Consider the following 15934-nt stretch of genomic DNA (forward strand, 5'->3'; position numbering starts at 1 on the left):
CCGACGAATAGTTACGACGGTATCGACACCACGGACGGTTGCATATATATGATGCCCAACTCGAGAAGACTTATATGAGCATTTGATTTGATTTAGAATATGAACAGACGCCAGTACGTTGCGATCCTCGGAACCGCTTCGACGACCGCCCTTGCGGGCTGTGTTAGCGAGTTGGGGCTCGGCGGCGACGATGACGACGACAACGGCGGTGACGACGAGGCCGACACAACCGACGAATCGGCGGAAGACGCCGATCACGAGGCCGTTCTGGTCACCGAGGCGTACATGGAGGCCGCGGCCGAGGAAGACCTGGAGGGGGTAAGCGAGGCGATGCACACCTACCACCCGTTCGATCCCGCCGAGATGGCGGCCGACGCCGAGGAAGACGACGACGCCGAGTTCACGTTCGGAGGCGGGGACGTCGTCGACTACGAGGTCGAACTCGCCGACGAGGGGTACGAGACCGACGATATTCACGAGATCCCCTACATCGAGTTCTGGTTCGAGGACGTCGACCTCGAGAACGTTCTCGAGGGCGAAGAAGCCGCGCTGGTCGATGTTTACAGCGAAACGCGCGAGGACGGCCGGACGACCACGACCGAAGAAACGCTCGTCGCGCTCACCGAGGACGGCGAATGGCGCGTGTTCGTCACCTACGAGTCCGAGGAGTCCCACGAACTGCCCGAAGGCGACCCCGTGGACGACGAGACCTACCGCGTCGTCGACGACCTCGAGTTCGATGCCGACGACGAGATGGTGCGGGTGAACTTCGTCGACTCGATCGACAGCAGCATCGAGGAGATAATCGCCTACTCGGAGAGCCACGGGCGGGGAAGTTCCGTCTACGAACCCGAAGACAGCAACGACGATTACGCGATTCCGGCCACCTGGATCAATTCGCCGTTCGATCCCGACGGCGACGAGATCGTCGTAACGGTGGTCGTCGACGGCGAGGAGATGGTCGTCCACCGCGAGACGTACGAGCCCTGATCGGCCGACGAGAACGGTCGAGTCGCTCGAGCGTAGTGAGCGAACGCGCCACGCGCACCCACAGCGCCCATTAGCCCCGGCGACGTTGCCCGACTATGGCCAGTCCGTCCGTCATCGCCCACCGCGGCTACGCGGGCATCGCTCCCGAAAACACCGTCGGTGCCGCGGTCGCCGCAGCGAACCGCGACGAAACGGCGATGCTCGAGATCGACGTCCAGCCGGCGGCCTGTGGAACACCCGTCGTGATCCACGACGAACGGTTGGACGGGTCCCGGGACGGCCGCCCGCTCACCGACGCGTCGGGGCTCGTCTGGGAGACCGACCTCGAGGTGCTCCAGTCAGCCCGCGTTCTCGGCACCGACGAGACAGTGCCGACGCTCGCCGAACTGCTCGACGCAGTTCCCGAAACGATCGGGGTGAATGTTGAACTGAAAAATCCGGGGACGACCGAATTGCGGTTCGCCGAGTCCCTACCGTCCGCCGACCGCGACGAGCGTCGCGGCGTCTGGACCCCGTTCGTCGACCGCGTCGTCGAGGTCTGCGACGCTTTCGACGGCGAGATTCTCTTCTCGTCGTTTTGTGAGGGGGCGCTCGCAGCCGTGCGGCAGCGTGCGCCCGAGTACGCCGCCGCGACGCTCGTCTGGGACGACCTCGAGGCGGGCCTTGAAATCGCTCGTCGGTACGACTGCGAGGCGATCCATCCGCCCAGAAACGCGATCCGCGGGACGGGGCTGGCGACGACGTCGTACGACGACCTCCCGGACGACGAGCCGGCGATCGATATCGTCGCGGAAGCCCACGCCGACGGGCGGACGGTCAACGTCTGGACGGTGACGAACTGGCACCAGTTCGCGGACGTAGCCGAGGCTGGCGTCGACGGGATCATTGCGGAGTATCCGGGGTTGGAAGGCGTCTCGAGTCGTCGGTGACTCCGACATCACAGACACCGCTGAACCTCCGACAATTACGTTACTCCGGTATCCGACACCGCCACCGCCAGCGTCGTCAGTCCGAGTCCCGATTCGACCGCACGTCCGCCGGCGATCCTCGAGTCGGTAACCCCTCCGTCGCCGGCCCCTCGAGCACCTCGCCGTCGGGTGCAAACCGCGAACCGTGGCAGGGACAGTCCCAGCTCCGTTCGGCGTCGTTCCACTCGACGAGACAGTACATGTGGGTACAGACCGCCGAGGCGGTGTGCAGCTGTCCGTCCTCGTCGCGCGAACAGGCGAGTGGTTTCCCGCCGCGGCGGACGATCCGTCCCTCGCCGGGCTCGAGCGGGTCGCGGTCGGGCGTCAGGAGCGCTTGCGCCCAGTCGGTCGCGAACTGACTCATCGCGTCGGCGTTTTCGGTGAGCGTCTTGCTCGCCGACGTCTTCGGCGTAAACCGCAGGGGAGAGAAGAGGTCGCGTTCCGGCGGCTCCTCGCCCGCGACGATCTCGGCGAGCAGGCGTCCCGACGCGACGCCGTTGGTCATTCCCCAGCCGCGAAAGCCGGTCGCGACGAGGACGTTCTCGGCGGCCCCGACGCGACCGACGAAGGGCACCTTGTCGACCGGCTTGTAATCCTGAGTCGACCACCGGTAGGCGACCTCGTCGACGGGGAACCGCTCGCGCGCCCAGCGCTCGAGTCGCCGGTACCGATCCGCGGTCGAGCCGCCCTGACCGGTCTTGTGGTTCTCCCCGCCGACCAGCAGGAGTTCGCCGTCGGAATCGCGGTGTGAACGCACCGAGCGGTAGTTGTCGCCCGACCGGTAGTACATGCCTTCGGGCGCGTTCCCGTCGAGACGGATTCCGAGCACGTAGGAGCGTTTCGGGTGCATCCGCGCGAAGTACCCCGTTCGGTCGAGGATCGGAAACCCGGTCGCGAGGACGACGCGGCGTGCCGTCACGGTCGCCTCCGGGGTCCGAACGCGACACGGCGTCCCGGGGTCGACGTCCGTTACGCGGGTGTGTTCGTAGACTGTGGCCCCGTCGTCGTCCCGGAGCGCGTTCGTAATCCCGAGGAGGTACTTTCGCGGGTGAAACCACGCCTGCTCGTTGAACTTGACGGCTGCCTGGGCTCGCTCGAACGGCGGGACAGAGGTCACGTAGGTCGCGTCGAGGCCCGCGGCCCGTGCGGCCTCGGTTTCGCGCTGAATCTCGTCCGGCTCGTTGCTGTAGAGGTAGGACGGCTGGCGTTCGAACCCGCAGTCGAGGTCCAGTTCGGCGATTCGATCTTCGACCTCGTCGATCGCGTCCTCCTGTACTCGCGCGTACTGGCTCGCCTGTCGGCGGCCGAACTCCCGACGCAGGTGGTCGTAGATTTTTCCGTGCTGGCTGGTCAGTTTCGCCGTCGACTTACCCGTGACGCCCGTCGCGACGCGGTCGCGCTCGAGGACGGCGACCGTTTTCCCCCGCTCGCGAAGGTTGATCGCCGTCGAGAGCCCGGCGATACCGGCCCCGATGACGGCGACGTCGACGGAGCGGTTCTCGGTGAGCCCGTTCGCCGCCGTCGCGTCGGTCACATCGTCGGTCGTGTCGGTGGCACCCTCGCCGCTATCGGCCGCTCCTGCGAGGGTGTCCGCGAGCCAGAACGAGGTCGGTTCGCCGGGAAGATCGTCACTGCGGGTAAACTCCGCCATTGGAACTGCAGCGGTCTACACCGAGGGGCGGCAAAAAACGGCCGGGCGGACATGCAGGCTCGTCGGGGGAGACCGCTATCGATCCGCAAGCAACTCGTCAGGGGAGACCACTACCGGCCCTCGAGCAACTCGGGAAGGTCGTTGATCGACTCGAGAACGGCTGCGGCACCTTCGTCGTCGTATTTCCGTCGACCCTCCTCGCCGGTGAGCCCGCCGGTCAGCACGCCGACGCCGTGATAGTCGCGCTCGGGATCCGCGTCGCTGGCGTTGACCGCCGTTCGGACATCGTCCAGCGTGTCGCCGACGAAGACAACGCGATCGGCGTCGAACCGCTCGGCGAGCGTCGTCAACGCTCGCGGGTGGGGCTTGCCCGCTTCCCAGTCGTCCATCGTAAACCGGTGGGCTGTCGGAATCGTCTCCTCGAGTCCAACCCGATTTAGGGCGATCTCGGCCTCGGCTTCCGGACGACCGGTCAGGACGCCGACGTCGTAGTTCTCGACGAGGGCGTCGCGGGTCGACTCCTCGAGTATCACCGGTTCGTCGTGGATGAACCCGGGGCTCTCGATGTCTGGTTCGCCGCCCTCGAGGCCGCGGTAGAGGTCGGTACCGAGATACAGCTGCTGGAAGACGTCGCGGAGTCGCTCGCGGTCCCATCGGTCGGTGATACGCTGGGTCGCTCGAGCGCCGCACTCGTCGCGGATCGCGGCTTCGGCGGCGTCGAGACCGCCACCGTTCGCGGCGATTTCGTCGGTGAACTCCTCGATCGAGTCACCGTACCCTTCGCTCGTCGCCAACACGTACAACGCGGCGGCGTAGGTCAGTTCCCAGTCGTTGTTGAACCCGCCGGCGTCCTTGAACTGCTGAATGTCGGCCTTGTGGATCGTCCGATCGTAGACGGTCTCGACGGACTCGAGGATCGCGCGCCGATAGGAGTCGGCGACGTCGACGAGCACGCCGTCGATATCGAGTACGACAGCATCGGCATCAGAAGCGGCATCTGCGTTCATACCCGTTCAGACGGGGTGCCGAGAATAAAGGCGGTCGGGTTCGTCGGCGGTGGCGGCGTCCGTTTGCCTTCCCCGCTCCCGCACTCGTCCTCGCCCTTCCCTCCGATCCGCCGTCGGGACCCGCTCTCAGGGCGTCATCACGACCTTGATACAGTCGTCTTCTTTGTTGTTGAACGTCTCGTACATCTCCGGGCCGTCCTCGAGACCCACCTGATGGGAGATGACGAACGACGGGTCGATTTCCCCGTCTTCGATCTTCTCCAGCAGCGGGTTGAGATAGCGCTGGACGTGGGTCTGTCCGGTCTTCACCGTCAGCGCTTTGTTCATCAGCGGACCGAACGGAACGTTGTCCGACTGTCTGATGTAGACGCCGGGGACCGAGAGCGTGCCGCCTTTCCGGCAGCACTTGATCGCCTCGCGCAGGACGTGGGGCCGGTCGTCCTCCAACATGGCTTCCTGTTTCAGCTGATCGGTGACGCCCTTGAGCCCCGTCCCGTGGGCTTCCGTCCCGACCGCATCGATACACCGGTCGGGTCCGCGTCCGCCGGTCATCTCCATCAGCCGGTCGTAGACGTCTTCATGTTCGAAATTGATGGTCTCGGCGTCGCCGTGGTGGCTCGCCATCTCGAGCCGTTCGGGAACGCGGTCGATCGCGACCACCTGATTCGCTCCGAACATCCAGGCGCTCTGGATGGCGAACTGGCCGACGGGGCCACAGCCCCAGACCGCGACCGTATCCTCGGCTTCGATGTCGGCGTTCTCGACGGCCATGTATCCCGTGGGGAAGATATCCGAGAGGAAGAGCACCTGCTCGTCCGGGATATCAGAGTCGACTTTGACCGGGCCGACGTCGGCGTAGGGCACCCGAAGGTACTCCGCCTGTCCGCCGGCGTATCCGCCCAGCATGTGAGAAAAGCCGAACAGGCCCGCCGGCGAGTGCCCCATCGCCTTGCGGGCCAGTTCGGCGTTCGGATTCGAGTTATCACAGAGTGAGAACATCTCGTTCCCACAGAACCAGCACGAACCGCAGCTAATGGTAAACGGCACGACGACGCGGTCGCCCACCTGCAGTCGCTCGACCTCGCTTCCGACCTCGACCACCTCGCCCATGGGCTCGTGGCCTAACACGTCGCCCTCCCGCATTCCGGGCATGTAGTCGTTGTAGAGGTGGAGATCGGAGCCACAGATCGCAGTGGCCGTGATCTCGATTATCGCGTCCGTCGGATTGACGATCTCGGGCCTGGGAACCTCGTTGACGCGAACGTCTTTCTCGCCGTGCCAGGTGAGTGCCTTCATTGGTTGGTCTCCCGCTCGATTCGCTCCGGTTCGGTCACTTCGCCCGTGCTACGTCGACCCATAGTGTACGCCTCGTAGCAAGGCACACGCAAGATTCAACTAAAGATGGTCCCTGCCTGTGCAAAAGCGTTCGAACGGAGCGATTCGGAACAGTGCGCGCGAACGTCGGTCTCCCTACAGCCCGAGCGCGCCGACTGCGTAGAACGCGGCAACTCCCAGCGCAAGCGCGTAGAGCACGTCGGCCCACAGCCACGAGAGCAGGTTCGCGACGTAGATCACGAAGACGACGGGAATCCCGAGCAGGACCACCGGCGACCGTCGCCACTCCGCCCGCGAACGGCGCCACAGCGTGTTCGCATCGCCGGTGCTCGGAAACGCCTGCATCCCCACCGACAGCCCCAGCCAGCCGAGGCCGAGCGCGAGCGCAATCTCTTCCCTCGAGGGGGCTTCCATCGCTCCCGGCAGTTCGCTCACCGAGAGGACGTCAGCGCCGCCGGTCGCCGCGAGCGCAGCGAGGCCGAGAAACGCGGCCAGCGAGACGACGGTGTTGACGAGAAACGGCGCGACGCTGATGACGAACGACTCGCGGTACCGGTCGGGCTGGGCGTGACGGACGTAGCCGGCGGGGGTTCCAAAACGGAAGTAGACCACCTCGAGGACGGGGACGCCGACGAGGTCGCAGGCCCGTTTGTGGGCGTACTCGTGGACAGCGACGCCCGGGAGCGCCAGGAGCTGCACCCCCATCCAGAGCAGCGTTCCGACGCCGACGAGCGCCGTCGCGAGAACCGCGATGACGAGGACGACCGCAGCGACGAGGAGGACGGTGTCGACGGGCATTGCTCACTGCACTCTCGTAATCACTGGTAACTCCTTCGAACGTGGCGGGGCCCGGGAGTTCCGACCGGGCGACCGGGTGACTCATACGGTTTGCTGTACCGATGTACCGGTGCAACCGCAAGTCGTCCTGCGGTTGCGCCGGAAATGACGTACAGCAGACCGTATCAACGCCCCATCGCGCGAGCCACGTACAACGTCTCCGCCTCGAGGGTCTTCCGTTCGACCGGCACCGCGGGCTGGTCGCCGCCCAGCGTCGTAAACAGGAAGGTCGCGTCGACCTCGCGGGCGACCTCGAGGGCCGGTCGGTGGAGTTCGGGCGGCAGGTTCAGCGCGTACAACGCGTCCGCGTCCGCGTAGACCGACGGATCGGGAGCGACGATATCGTCGCGGACGAAGTCCACGTTGGCGGGGACCTCGCGGTCGTGAACGTCGGTCGCAGTCACGGAGACGCCCCGTTCAGCGAGCGCCGCTGCGATATCAGTTCGACGACCGATGCCGACCTCCACGACGCGGTCGTAGCGCTCGAGGTGATCGAGTAGGGTCTTCGCGGTTCCGGGAGAGTCGGCCACGGCGGGACGTTTATGCCATCCGCGGCCATAGCCCTTGCCATGCTCGTCGATATCGTGCCGGTCGGCAACGTCCCCGCAGAAGTCAAGCGGGCGGCTTCTTCCGCGTTGCGATCGGTTTACGACTGCGACGTCACGATCAATGACGCCCAGTCGATCCCAAACGGCGCGTACGACTCCGATCGGAACCAGTACTCCGCCGAAACGTTCATTCAGCTCGCCGAGCGGATCGGCCGCGGAGAAAAAAACATTGCAATTACACCACACGACCTCTTCTACCGGCGTCGCAACTACGTCTTCGGACTGGCCTACCTCGACGGTAGCGGCAGCGTCGTCTCGACCTACCGGCTCCAGACCTCGAGCGACGGCGGCTTCTCGAATCAGAGCGCGGCGGACATCTTCGAGGACCGCGTCCGCAAGGAAATCGTCCACGAAATCGGCCACACCTACGGGCTAGAACACTGCGACAACAACCGCTGTGTGATGAACTTCTCGCCGACCGTTCGCGAGGTCGACATCAAAGAAGAAAACCTCTGTGGAAGCTGTCAACGATTGATTAGTTAACCGACGGTCTCCCGTCCCACACCGCACTTTTTATTCCTGGCGCGACGATCGTAATCTGTGACCGTTGTCAGTCCGTTTGAATCAGCCGCCGAGTACGACGATTGGTTCGAGACCCACGAGGGCGCCTACCGCGCCGAGCGGGCCGCCCTCGAGCGAGCCGTTCCGGATCGTTTCGACCGCGCCCTCGAGATCGGCGTCGGAACCGGGCGGTTCGCCGCCCCGCTCGGGATTTCTGTCGGCATCGATCCCGCCGAGAATCCCCTCGAACGAGCCCGGAACAGGGGCATCGAATCCATCCGTGGTATCGCCGAATCGCTTCCCGTCGGCGACGAAACGATCGATCTCGCCGCGTTCGTCACCGTGTTCTCGTTCGTCGACGATCTGGCGGCGACGCTCGCCGAAGCGGGGCGAGTGCTTACCGACGACGGGACGCTCGTCGTCGCGGTCCTCGATCGTTCGAGTCCGGTGGGGCAGCTCTATCAGGAACACAAAGACGAGAGTCCCTTCTACGCCGACGCCACGTTTCTGACCGGCGACGAAGCGTGTGCCGAACTCGAGGCTGCCGGCTTCGCCGTGGAACAACGACTCCAGACGGTGTTCGACGATCCGGCCGAAATTTCAGTTGCCGACTCGAATTCGGCTTCGAACGACGCGGGACCGGACGTTCGAGAGGGCCACGGCGACGGACTGTTCGCCGTGATCCGTGCCACACCGTCGGACACGAACAGGTGACAGTGTCGATCATCGAGCGCCGATGGCCGATCGGCGCTCGGCGCCCGGCGACCGGCGACGGCCGTACGGTCGTTCCCCGGAAACAGATAGACGGCCCTCGCTCACGGACAGCCACCCCATCTCCTGCGTTCGTGCTCGATCTCGGAACGCGACTCGAGCCATCGCCCAGCCTCGCATCCACACGGGTATCCGACTCCCAACAACGGAACGGGACGGGCCCGGGCAGGAGACCCGCCAGTCCATACTGTCGAATAGAACGACGTGACGATCGGTCGCGCTACTGCGGCCGTCCCCGACGTCGACGCCCGCGAGTTCGCGACCGACGTCGTATTGACTGCTGTCCGACAGTGTCAGTCACGAGAGCATCCTCCGGACTCGAGCGACGAGCGACGTCGGACTGAACGGCTTCGTCACGTAGTCATCGGCACCGAGGTCGAATCCTTTCGCGACGTCCTCTTCCCGACTACGGGAGGTCAGAACGATGACGGGGACGTCCGCCAGACGCTCGTCGTTGCGCATTCTCCCGAGAAGTCGGAACCCGTCCAGTCCCGGTACCATAACGTCTAACAGCACCAGATCCGGTGGCGCCTCGTTCGTCAGGAACGTCCAACACTTCCGGCCGTCGGCCAACGCCGTCGTTTCGTACCCGCTGGACTCGAGTTTGTGCGTGAGCAGTCGGCGAAGTGAGTCGTCGTCTTCCAGGAGGAGCACGTGCTGGACGGCGGTCGCGTCCTCGCTGGGCGAGCTATCGCTCGACTGGTCGCGGTCTGAGATTTCCGCTCCGGGAGCCGAATCGGACCTCGCGTTGCCGGTTTCCGTCTCCGGCAGTTCGTCGTTCGACGTCATGAGCGACTGCTGTCCGGGCACACGGTCGGTGCTCTCCCGTTGATCGAACCCAACTCGAGCGAGGGATCACTGATATCGATTTCGGCACCCGTTCCTGTTTCCGTTCCCGTCCCCGTCCCCGTTCGACGCGTCGTCGATAAATCGGCTGTCCGCTCGTCTCCGTGTTGTCCGTGTCGATACCTGACGCTATTTCGGTGTCTATCTCTCTGTCTCTGTCGATTCCCAGTTCCGTCTCGACCGTCCGGCACCGCCAAACGGACGCCGCTCGTCGTCCCCCGATCCATTCGGGATAAAATTCCAGACCGATCCCTATAGAAGTTCCCAAAGGGAGGGCTGTGACAACTGCCTGCTCAGGGCGCGTAGTAGTACTCGCCCTCGCGCTTTTGCTCGCGGTCGAGTTGTGAATCGGGCTTGTTGATCCGCGGACGCGAGGTGCGCTCGTCCCGGCGGAACGTGACCTCGAGGTTCGCGAGGAACTCGTTCATCCCGTCGCGCATCGACTGCGGCCGACCGGCGCGGCCGTGGGCGGCGGGTTCGCCGTCGAAGACCATCAGGCGGTCGGCCAACAGGTCGATCGAGTAGATGTCGTGGTCGATGACCATCACGGTCGCATCCTGCTGCTCGGCGTAGCGTCGGATGGCGCTCGTGGCCTGAACTCGCTGTTCGACGTCGAGGTGGGCCGAGGGTTCGTCGAGCAGGTAGAGATCCGCCGAATCGGAGAGACAAGCCGCGATGGCGACCCGCTGGCGCTCACCGCCCGAGAGATCCGAGAGGTTCTGCTCCATGATCCGCTCTAACTGGAGTGGCTGGGCGATTTCGGTGTTCCAGTACGAGGAGCCGAACTGATCCGTAATCGACGAGAGGAACGCGTCGACCCGCATGTGCTGGTCAATCGTTACGTACTGCGGTTTGTACGAAATATCCAGATTCAGATCGGTGTCTCCCTCGTCGGACTGGAGGTTCCCCGTGAGCAACTTCGCAAACGTCGACTTCCCGATCCCGTTCGGTCCGACGATTCCGAGCACTTCGTTCTCGCGAATCTCGCCGCCTTCGACCTCGAGCGTGAACTCGCCCTCGCCGTAGCTCTTGGTGAGGTCGGGGTACTCGACGAGCGTGTCGCCGTGGCTTCCGGTCCGTGGCGCGTGTTCCTCGAACTCGATCGGATTCGGGCGGATCCGCATGTTCTCGTTGTCGAGATACCCCGAGAGGTACTCGTTGATCCCGTTCCGGACCGATTTGGGCGAGGTGATGACACCGTAGGCACCGGGCTCACCGTACGCGACGTGGAGCGTATCCGCCAGCAGATCGAGGATCGCCAGGTCGTGCTCGACGACGAGCACCGACTTGTCCTCGTCTTCGGCGAGTTCGCGGATCAGCCGTGCCGCGGTGACGCGCTGGCTCATGTCGAGATACGGCGTGATCTCGTCGAGGAAGTAGAAGTCCGTATCCCGAGCCAGCGTCGCCGCGATGGCGACCCGCTGGAGTTCGCCGCCCGAGAGGTCGTCGATCGACTGCTCCATGACGGGGCCGATCGAGAGCCGTTCGATCAGATAGTCGAGGGCGCCGCGTTCGTCCGTCTGTGCCAACAGTTCGCGGGTGTTCCCGTCGAAACTGTTCGGAATCTGATCGACGTACTGTGGTTTCCGGGAGATGGTGACCTCCCCGCCCTGGACGTCCGCGATGTAGTCTTGCAGTTCCGTGCCGCGGTAGGCCTCGAGCACCTCGTCCCAGCCGGGTGACTCGTCGTGTCGGCCGAGATTCGGCTCGAGTTCGCCCGCGAGAATGCGAACGGCGGTCGTTTTCCCGATGCCGTTCGGCCCGAGAATACCGGTGACCTGACCTTCCTGCGGTGCGGGAAGGCCGTACAGTGAGAAGGCGTTCTCGCCGTAGCGGTGGACGGGGTCGTCCTGGAGTTCCTTCGGGAGGTTGATGATCTCGATCGCGTCGAACGGACACTTCTCGACGCAGATCCCGCAGGTTTCGCCCAGACAGATCTCTTCGGAGATGTGGATCTGTTCGGGTTGGCCTTCGTCGGCTTCCTCGCCACGGAGCGTGATGCACTCCTTGCCGGTCCGGTTCGGCGGGCAGTAGTTCTTACACTCGTAGCTACACCGGTCGGGTTGGCACCGATCTAAGTCTACGACGGCAATGCTGTCGTCCGCCATGGTTACAGTGTGTACCCCGCGGTCAGCAGGATTCCCCACGTCACGAACCACAGCGAGAACGTCATGAACGTGATGAACAGGTAATGTTTCATTCCGAACTCGTCCTCCCCGTAGATGCCCGTAAAGTCATAGAGGACGAACTGGACGAGAATCGCACCTACGACGAGCATGAGCGTCCGCGTATCTGAGGCCGCGGCATCGGCTGACGCGACGTCGCCCGTGATCGCCACGGATGCCAGCGCTGCAGCGACGCCCAGCAGTGCGGACAGCGCCGTCACGCTGATCGAGCGGATGTGCTCGCGTCGGTCGCTAATCGATTCAGTCGACATAGGACGAACTCTGTTTTCGGTCGTGAAAAGGTGTTCGGGTTTGGAGAGACCATCCTGCTCTCGGGAACGAGCGATCACCGACGGTACGGCCAGTTCGTGTCAGCCGCGTTCGAACGGGTGAACCGGTGGGGCCGATTAGTCCGCTCCGACGTACCGGATGTCATCGGTCTCCGCAAACCGATCGAGCAATTCCTGACGAGTGTCGAACTCGTCGGATTCGTCAACTGCTCGCTCGAGTTCCGAATCCGTCACCGTCGTCGGGCCGTCATCGTCGCTCGTTTGGGTCTCGAATGTCCCGGCTGATCCGCCCCGGTCGATATCGAACCAGGAAAGTTCCTGCTGGCCGGTTTCCGATTCGGTAAACACCGCGAATCCGAACCCGTCCCACCCGATTTCGACGCCATCGATAGTGATCTGTACGTCGTCGCCCGCCTTGAGCTGATTGTGTGGCTCAAACTCGATCGTAGCACTCGTTCCGTCACGTTCGGTGAATCTAGCACTGTCGTGCTGATGGGATCCATCGATGTCCGTTATTTCGGCATCGTCGTAACTCACAATAATTCCCGAGAGATCGATCGTCACCGTTTCGCCCTTGCTGAGTCGCCCGTCCATCGTAAACGAGAGGTCCTGCGTAGTCGGGTTCGGCCCCACGATATCGTCTGCATTGACGGATCTGAATCCGCCGCTTTGCTGTGGCGAGCAACGGACGTCGATCGGTCCTGACTTGCGCTCGAGAGCCACAGTGGGGATACCGCTGGCCTCGATACCGAGGGTCACCGTAGCATCGTCTTGACGTACGGTCGAATCACACCGAACCTCGACTCGATACTCGTGTTCGCCGTCGTATTCGCGCACGGTCGCTTCGACGTCGTCTGGGTCACCGCCCTCGAATTCGACGACTTCCGCGTCGATATCGTCCATACCGAACGCGTTAGCGTTATCGTCCAGGTAGAACAGCGTCCCGACGTAATCGTTCCGCGGGACGATATCCGCTTCACGACTGTCTGAGTTGTTTGTAACTCCGAGTACGCCGTGTGGGTCCTCTGCAGTCTGAACGTTCGCTATCCGGTCGGCTGAAATGGTGCTAAATCCGAACGCAGGACCGATAACAAAGAGGGTTCCGAGTAAAAGGAGAAGCATCCCGATCGCCGTAACCGGTTTCATCGTTACGGTGGTCGCTCCATCTCGCCGAGTCGCATCCGTCGGTTCTGTACCACGTGAACGACTGCAGAAACCGCAAATAGCGCGAATACGAACGTCGCCCACCCGAGTTCAGGAATGGTCTCGGTCGGTACGACCTCGAGCCACAACCCGGCCATTACGATCGAGCCGACTACTGTCAGTCCCAGATAGTAGATCCCCCACGGGATCGAATCGGCGGGCACGACGTCCAGATAGACGTCTAACTCCGATGCTTCGTCGGTGAGTTCGATCGTTCTGTCGTCGAACTCGATCATCTCCGCGCGCTCGAGCGTCGGCAAGTGGGTCTGTTGAAGCGACGTGTAGACGCGCTTTCGCTCAGCCGAAGTCAGTTCGTCGACCTCCTTCTCGAGCTCCCAGGCGGCGACGTGTTCGGCCAGATCGCCGAGTTCGACGGGTTCTCCCTCACCTTTGCAGTAGTGGATCGCGTAACGACGACGGTGATTACTCAGCAGGTCGAAAATTTCCCCGCGGCCGGAACCCGACCGAGTATCAGCCTGTGTCGCCATTGGCGCTCTTATCTATCCTTACTATACTCGCTATCAATAAGTATTCTGTACTGTTAGAACTCGAAGAGGATTACAATCTTCGCCCGCCACCGAATTCCGTGTTCCGTCATCCCGCCGTCGGTATCGTCTTCAACACTGCACTTCCGGGATATCGGTCTGATACTCCGAAATGGTACCGGTGACGTCCGCGTTGTTACGGACGGTAACCGATCCGCAGGCCGTGATATTGCCGTTGATTTCGGCATTGTTTCGGATCTCGACGTTACCGCCGGCGATAATATCGCCGCCGATAGCGTTGTTCGAGATCGTAACATCACCCTGTGCGATGATGGTTCCTTCGACGTTCGCGTTGTTTGCAACGCTCACGGACCCGCCGCTGGTGATGTTGCCTCCGACATTGACGTTGTTATCCACCGAGACACTTCCGCCGGTGGTAACATCGCCGTCTTCGTCTTCTGTAATATCTCGAGGCTCGTCGGAGACTTCGGTGCAATCGATGGAAATCTGGGTGGACGTCTCTCGTGTCACGTCGACGCTCGAGGAGGCGCTCGACGCGACGATGTGCAGTTGCACGCTGTAGGTGCCATCGAGCGTCTCGCCGGCGCCACACGCGAGGCGAACATCGAACGTTCCGGGTTCACTTCCGGACTCGACAGTCGCTGCGAGCGACGACGTCGCGACTGCCTGGTTACTGTCGTCGGTGATCTGGACGACCGAGACGTCGATGTCGGACCGGTCTACGCCGCCGAGGTTATCGGTTACCGTGTAGGCGACCGTGGTGTCGTCCGGAGTGCCGATCGACGCCGAAGACGACCGATCCTCGAGGCCGAGATAGGCGCTCGAGTCCGGGGCCGTCCCGACGCTCACGCCGCGGTCGGCACCGATCGTCGCGAAACCGAACGTCGGTCCGGCCATGACGGTCGCTCCGAGGAGGATTAGCCCGAGCGCGGCGACCGTGAGTGTTCGGGTCATGAGTTATGGCGTGGTTCGTCGTTCGGAAGCCAGTCATCGGCTGGCGTCGGGGAGTGAATGCCGGTAGCGGTATAATTCAACCTGAGTTATGAGTGTTCACAAAACAACTCGCTACTGGCTTGTGGCACCGTTTGCTCCCCCGAATGGAAATGACGGCTTCAATATAAATAAGTATTCTGGGCACTACGGGAAAGAGGCATATAATTCAACGATAGTCTTGTTCGGTGTCAATCAGTGGCCTCGTTCGAGATGGGGGTCGCTCGAGCGATTGTGACGAGTATCGAGCCATACTGTCCCTGAGACAGTCGACAGCGCCGATTCAGTATTAGAAACCTCAGTTGCGTTGGTCGTTGGTCAACTTCTTGCCGACAGTCAGCTGTGTGGTCACAGGGCCATCTGATTTGGAGTGACCGATTGAGTTGTGAGTAACACTCTCGCGGTTGCCCGTCCTGACGACGCTTCTTCGATAAGCGACTGCGAGTCCCCATCATGGTACTCAAAGCCATGAGGGTTGCTATCGCCCAAAGCAGTGAGGCTGTCGATTTCGGCGTTTCAGGCCGGGCTTGAAGCTGGTATCGATGATCGTTCAGCGAGTATTACCGATCCTGAACACCTTCTCGATACTCAATACAAAGTGGGTAGCTTTCGTTGGGGTGAGTAAGAACCGCGTTCCGGAATCGTTCGCTGTCGTTGCGATTCCGGCGCGGTTGTACGGAGACCATAACCATGAGAATGAATCGACGCAATGTGTTAGTTGGACTGGGTACGATTGTTGCTGGCGGCGGCGCTGCGCTTGGGACGGGCGCGTTTAGTAGTGTGGCGGCTGATCGCGATGTTGATATCGAGGTTGCTGATGATGCAGATGCGTTCCTCTCAATTGATATCCACTCTGATTCATCAGATAGTGACTTTGTCGAAAAAGAGACTGGCGACCGCGAAATAGTCTCATTTGATTTTTCTGGGGATAATGATGATGATGGCCTCAATGATGAGGCACGAACCGACTTCCATAACCTAATTACGATAACTAACAATGGATCAAACCAGGTTACTTTGAATATAACTGCAAAAAACGATAGTGGTAATGACGTTACTGATGGGTTCGTGGCATATGAGGGAGATACGCCAGACACTGAGATCGATGACACGAAACTTGGTGAATCCGGATCTGATGACCCTGATGACGAAATTGCTGTCGGATTTCGATTTGACACGACTAATATTGGCGCCGCCGACCTCGAAGCTGTGGATACAATCGAAATTACCGCTGAGGAAGATGAGTCAACATAGTACTATTTTCTA

General features: G+C 62.2%; 16 protein-coding genes. 5 read left to right on the plus strand and 11 right to left on the minus strand.

Annotation, left to right across the window (positions count from 1 at the left end; all coding sequences use genetic code 11):
* The first annotated feature begins 99 nt into the window (after positions 1–99).
* Positions 100–990: a hypothetical protein gene (locus tag GS429_RS21530; protein WP_160068063.1), complete on the plus strand. Its 891-nt coding sequence runs from the start codon at positions 100–102 to the stop codon at positions 988–990.
* 95 nt (positions 991–1085) lie between these two features.
* Positions 1086–1919 carry a glycerophosphodiester phosphodiesterase gene (locus tag GS429_RS21535; RefSeq protein WP_160068065.1) on the plus strand — a complete coding sequence of 278 codons (834 nt, stop codon included), beginning with the start codon at positions 1086–1088 and terminating at the stop codon, positions 1917–1919.
* 76 nt (positions 1920–1995) lie between these two features.
* Here GS429_RS21535 and GS429_RS21540 read toward each other — a convergent pair whose 3' ends face one another.
* The 5 genes from GS429_RS21540 to GS429_RS21560 form a co-directional block, all read right to left on the minus strand.
* On the minus strand, positions 1996–3609 hold the full coding sequence (locus tag GS429_RS21540) for an FAD-dependent oxidoreductase (RefSeq protein WP_160068067.1): 1614 nt from the start codon (positions 3607–3609) through the stop codon (positions 1996–1998).
* A gap of 110 nt (positions 3610–3719) precedes the next feature.
* Positions 3720–4616 carry a TIGR01548 family HAD-type hydrolase gene (locus tag GS429_RS21545; protein ID WP_160068069.1) on the minus strand — a complete coding sequence of 299 codons (897 nt, stop codon included), beginning with the start codon at positions 4614–4616 and terminating at the stop codon, positions 3720–3722.
* Between the two features lie 126 nt (positions 4617–4742).
* Complete coding sequence (locus GS429_RS21550) at positions 4743–5912, minus strand: zinc-dependent alcohol dehydrogenase (RefSeq protein WP_160068071.1); 1170 nt, start codon at positions 5910–5912, stop codon at positions 4743–4745.
* Between the two features lie 174 nt (positions 5913–6086).
* Positions 6087–6749, minus strand: a complete 663-nt coding sequence (locus tag GS429_RS21555; protein ID WP_160068073.1) for a metalloprotease family protein — start codon at positions 6747–6749, stop codon at positions 6087–6089.
* 164 nt (positions 6750–6913) lie between these two features.
* On the minus strand, positions 6914–7318 hold the full coding sequence (locus tag GS429_RS21560) for a UPF0146 family protein (protein ID WP_328821530.1): 405 nt from the start codon (positions 7316–7318) through the stop codon (positions 6914–6916).
* Between the two features lie 39 nt (positions 7319–7357).
* Between GS429_RS21560 and GS429_RS21565 the strand changes: the two genes are divergently transcribed.
* Positions 7358–7879, plus strand: coding sequence for an archaemetzincin family Zn-dependent metalloprotease (locus tag GS429_RS21565; RefSeq protein WP_160068075.1), 522 nt, complete (start codon positions 7358–7360; stop codon positions 7877–7879).
* A gap of 57 nt (positions 7880–7936) precedes the next feature.
* Positions 7937–8611, plus strand: a complete 675-nt coding sequence (locus GS429_RS21570; RefSeq protein WP_328821531.1) for a class I SAM-dependent DNA methyltransferase — start codon at positions 7937–7939, stop codon at positions 8609–8611.
* A gap of 354 nt (positions 8612–8965) precedes the next feature.
* Here GS429_RS21570 and GS429_RS21575 read toward each other — a convergent pair whose 3' ends face one another.
* From GS429_RS21575 to GS429_RS21600, 6 genes are all read right to left on the minus strand, one after another.
* Positions 8966–9457, minus strand: coding sequence for a response regulator transcription factor (locus tag GS429_RS21575; protein WP_160068077.1), 492 nt, complete (start codon positions 9455–9457; stop codon positions 8966–8968).
* Between the two features lie 350 nt (positions 9458–9807).
* Positions 9808–11622, minus strand: a complete 1815-nt coding sequence (locus GS429_RS21580) for a ribosome biogenesis/translation initiation ATPase RLI (protein ID WP_160068079.1) — start codon at positions 11620–11622, stop codon at positions 9808–9810.
* Positions 11623–11624: 2 nt separating this feature from the next.
* Entirely contained in the window at positions 11625–11951 is a 327-nt protein-coding gene (locus tag GS429_RS21585) for an EMC6-like membrane protein (protein WP_160068081.1), read from the minus strand.
* A 135-nt stretch (positions 11952–12086) separates the two neighbouring features.
* Positions 12087–12872 (minus strand): hypothetical protein, encoded by a 786-nt coding sequence (locus GS429_RS21590; protein ID WP_160068083.1) that lies wholly within the window; start codon positions 12870–12872, stop codon positions 12087–12089.
* A 245-nt stretch (positions 12873–13117) separates the two neighbouring features.
* Entirely contained in the window at positions 13118–13660 is a 543-nt protein-coding gene (locus GS429_RS21595) for a DUF7344 domain-containing protein (RefSeq protein ID WP_160068085.1), read from the minus strand.
* Positions 13661–13789: 129 nt separating this feature from the next.
* The gene (locus GS429_RS21600) at positions 13790–14632 is read right to left on the minus strand and encodes a bactofilin family protein (RefSeq protein ID WP_160068087.1); all 843 of its coding nucleotides are present in this window, start codon (positions 14630–14632) and stop codon (positions 13790–13792) included.
* A gap of 747 nt (positions 14633–15379) precedes the next feature.
* Between GS429_RS21600 and GS429_RS21605 the strand changes: the two genes are divergently transcribed.
* A complete protein-coding gene (locus GS429_RS21605; protein WP_160068089.1) occupies positions 15380–15922 on the plus strand; it encodes a hypothetical protein in 543 nt (180 codons plus the stop codon).
* The last annotated feature ends 12 nt before the right edge of the window (positions 15923–15934 follow it).

The sequence above is a fragment of the Natronorubrum halalkaliphilum genome (assembly GCF_009834785.1).
In the GTDB taxonomy this organism is placed as follows: domain Archaea; phylum Halobacteriota; class Halobacteria; order Halobacteriales; family Natrialbaceae; genus Natronorubrum; species Natronorubrum halalkaliphilum.